The sequence below is a fragment of the Nitrospirota bacterium genome (genome assembly GCA_016235245.1).
In the GTDB taxonomy this organism is placed as follows: Bacteria; Nitrospirota; Thermodesulfovibrionia; order Thermodesulfovibrionales; family UBA6898; genus UBA6898.
Genome location: JACRLO010000032.1, coordinates 1 through 3,394 on the forward strand (window position 1 = coordinate 1; position 3,394 = coordinate 3,394).

General features: G+C 53.1%; 4 protein-coding genes. All 4 read right to left on the bottom strand.

Going from position 1 to position 3,394, the window contains the following annotated elements:
- A partial coding sequence (locus tag HZB31_12970; GenBank protein MBI5848831.1) for a response regulator occupies nt 1-196 on the bottom strand: 196 nt, incomplete at its 3' end.
- The gene (locus tag HZB31_12975) at nt 193-828 is read right to left on the bottom strand and encodes a chemotaxis protein CheB (GenBank protein ID MBI5848832.1); all 636 of its coding nucleotides are present in this window, start codon (nt 826-828) and stop codon (nt 193-195) included. The genes HZB31_12970 and HZB31_12975, both read right to left, overlap by 4 nt.
- Entirely contained in the window at nt 821-1,648 is an 828-nt protein-coding gene (locus HZB31_12980; GenBank protein ID MBI5848833.1) for a protein-glutamate O-methyltransferase CheR, read from the bottom strand. Before HZB31_12980 ends, HZB31_12975 begins: the two co-directional genes overlap by 8 nt.
- Nucleotides 1,649-1,660: 12 nt before the next feature.
- Nucleotides 1,661-3,394, bottom strand: a 1,734-nt coding sequence (locus HZB31_12985) for a response regulator (GenBank protein MBI5848834.1), incomplete at its 5' end; no start/stop codon positions are given.

Genomic DNA, 3,394 nt, shown 5'->3' on the forward strand with positions numbered 1-3,394 from the left:
ACCCGTCCATTTCCGGCATACGCACATCCATCAGCACGATCGCAAAGTCATGCTTCAAAGAGAGGCCCAGCGCTTCATTGCCCGAGCCAGCCTTGTATATGGCAAGCCCCATATCCTCCAGAAGTCCTTCAAGCGCAACCAAGTTCTCAGGCCGGTCGTCTACCAGCAATACCGGTATCTTTTCGGGTTCAGTCATTTCTGCAGCTCCTTTACGTTCTGGGATTCCTCTGCTGTCATTTTGCACTGCCTCTGTGCCAGGTTGCAGAGAAGCAGCGGCATCTCTTTTAGCGGAAGAACATAGTCTGCCCTGACCGCCGCAAGTGCGCTTCGCGGCATCGAGTCTGCCTCAGCATCTGCAGGGTCCTGGATGATCACAAGCCCGCCCCTGTCCTGAATCATTTTTAACCCTCTGGCTCCGTCCGAGCCTGCGCCGGTCAGGATAATACCGATCAGTCCGGGACCGAATACGTCTGCAGCCGACTCAAAGAGAACATCAACAGATGGCCGTGCAAAATTCACCGGCTGGTCCACGGAAAGTGCCAGCGTTTCATCCCTTTCAACCAGCATATGATAATTCGGAGGCGCAAGATAAGCGGTCCCGGGCATAATCTTTTCCTCTTCATCAGCCTCCTTGACCTGTATGGCACAATGGGTCTTGAGCAGTTTTGCAAGATCGCTCTCTGAAGCAGCGCTTATGTGGTGCACGATAAGAAGCGGAAGCGGAAAACCGGCAGGCAGACCGCCGAGCAGGAGACTGAGCGCCTCCACACCGCCCATCGATACCCCTGCGGCCACGGCGCAAAACTGCTTCCGAAGTCCCCTATGCATATTGCTTCCTGTAGATGCGTGTGCCGTGCACCATTTCCCGGTATCTGCCGGATATGCCGCGGCCCGAAAGAGTCTCCTTCATCCCAAGGCAGAGAAAACCGCCGTTTGAGAGGCTTGCATCAAAAAGGCAGAGGACGCGCTCCTTCAGCACCGGCCGGAAGTAAATCAATAAATTTCTGCAGAGGATCATCTGCATCTCACCAATCCCGGCGTCGACCGTCAGGTTGTGTGAAGCAAAGACAATGGCATTTTTGAGCTTTTGAGACAGTATGGCGCGGTCATACCGGGCGGTATAATAGTCGGCAAAATCCTTTTTCCCTCCGGCCCTCTGATAACCCTGCGTGAACTGCTGCATCTTATCGAGGGGATAAATACCCTCCTCAGCCTGCTGAAGTACCGTTTCGTTTATGTCCGTCGCATAGATCCTGAAATGTCCATCAAATCCTTCCTCGCCAAGCAGAATGGCCAGGGAGTAAGCTTCCTCGCCTGCTGCGCATCCTGCGACCCATATCTTGATAAACGGGTAGGTCTTGAGGTGCGGTACGACCTCCTCCCTCACTGCCTTAAAGAACTGAGCGTCACGAAACATCTCCGAAACATTTACGGTTATCCCTTCCAGCAGGCCGCTGAACAGTTTGCGGTCGCGCAGCACGCGCTCCTGCGCCTCAGAAAAACTGTTGAAACCGTTTTTCTGGAGCCACTGCGTCAGCCGCCGTTTAAGGGAAGCCTCGGCATATTCCCTGAAGTCATACCCGTAGACCCGGAAGATGCCCTCCAGCAGAAGCCGTATCTCAATGTCTTCAATCGCCGACAGTTCCATATCGATAGCCCGTTAGGTATCCAGCTCTTCCCTGAGCCTTCTCAACAGTTCGCCGGGAGATACCGGCTTGGAGATCAGGGGTATTCCGCTTTCCAGGAGCTTCTTCTCCTGTATCACGTCCGAAGTATATCCGCTCATGAAGAGGAACTTTGCAGCCGGATTAAGCCTGCGTATTTCATCATATGCATCCCTGCCGCTCTTCTTCGGCATTACCAGGTCAGTAAGTATCAACTGAATCGCCTCCCTGTTTTCCCGGTATTTCGTCACCGCATCCACGCCGTCGACCGCTTCGATGATCGTGTACCCGGCCAGTGTCAGCACAGTCCGGATCAGTCTTCTGACGTCTTCCTCATCCTCGGCAAGCAAAATAGTCTCCGTGCCTCCTGTGTGAGATTCTTCTGTCTTCTGTATCGATAACTTCTCTTTTCCTTCTATCAGAGGCAGGTATATCCTGAAGGTAGTTCCTTTGCCAGGTTCGCTGTACACATGTATTTCACCCTTATGCTGCCTGACGATACCATACACGATAGAGAGACCCAGGCCGGTGCCTTTACTCTTGTCCTTTGTGGTGAAGAACGGTTCAAATATCCGCTCCCTTGTCGTCTCATCCATTCCTGCACCGGTATCACTCACCGTGATAAGTGCGTAAGGACCTGGCTTTTCAAACAGGTGGGTGCTGAGGTATGTCTCGTCAATCGTAACGGCTCCTGTCTCTACGGTGAGGAGTCCGCATTTTGGCATCGCGTCCCGGGCGTTCGTGCAGAGGTTCATGATGACCTGCTCCAATTGCCCCGCGTCAGCCATGACCGTCAGCTCTGCCTCTGTCAGGCGTATCCTGAGTTCAAGATCCTCTCCGATGAGCCGCCGGAGAAACTTCTCCATGTTTCGTACCACCGCGTTCAGGTCGGTCGGTTTGAGGTCTATTGTCTGCTTTCTGCTGAATGCAAGAAGTTTTTGTGTCAGATTGGCGGCCTTATCTGAGACTTCAAGTATCTGTTCTGCATAGGTTTTTATCACTGGGTCCTGGGTTGCATGCAGATTTATCAGGGTTGCATAACCAATAACTGCCGTCAGCATATTATTGAAGTCGTGGGCTACGCCACCGGCAAGTTGTCCTATCGATTCCATCTTCTGTGCATGAAGAAGCTGGGCTTCAAGTTTCGATCTCTCTTCCTGGGCGCCCCGTTCATGGGTGAGATCATGCATGCTCACCATAAAGCTCACCGGAATTTCCTGCCTGTCTCTGACAAACCGTGAGCTGATCTCAACAGGCCGTCTCATCAAATTAGCCGGATGGTCAGCCTCAAGGGCAATAAGGATATCCCGGTTCTCCTCCTGTGCCCTGCAGACAGGGCATGATCTGCTCTCTGTATCCGGATGGAGGAGATGCGCAATGTGACAGCCGATCGCATCTTCAGGGGTGCTGCCTGTCATTTCATAGAATGCCCTGTTGGCCCTCATCAGACAGCGGTTCAGGTCAAGGATGTAGATAACATCGGCGGATGCGTCCATTGCAGCGTTCCACTCACGTACCGTGCGCTCCAGGGCCTGCTCTGCGATTTTGCGTTCGGCGATATCGCTCTGCAATTGCTCATTGGCCTGCCGCAGTTCGGCGGTGCGTTCATTGACGAGTGTTTCAAGCTGCTGTTCGTGCATCTCAATCATACGCCGCTGGCGGTATAACTCGCAAAATACCCTTATCTTGCTCCGGAGTATTGTCGGCTCGATCGGCTTCAGCAGATAATC

What these genes read in the sequence shown, in the direction of transcription:
- HZB31_12975 (MBI5848832.1), bottom strand. Translation starts at nt 828, where the DNA reads ATGCATAGGGGACTTCGGAAGCAGTTTTGCGCCGTGGCCGCAGGGGTA.
- HZB31_12980 (MBI5848833.1), bottom strand. Translation starts at nt 1,648, where the DNA reads ATGGAACTGTCGGCGATTGAAGACATTGAGATACGGCTTCTGCTGGAG.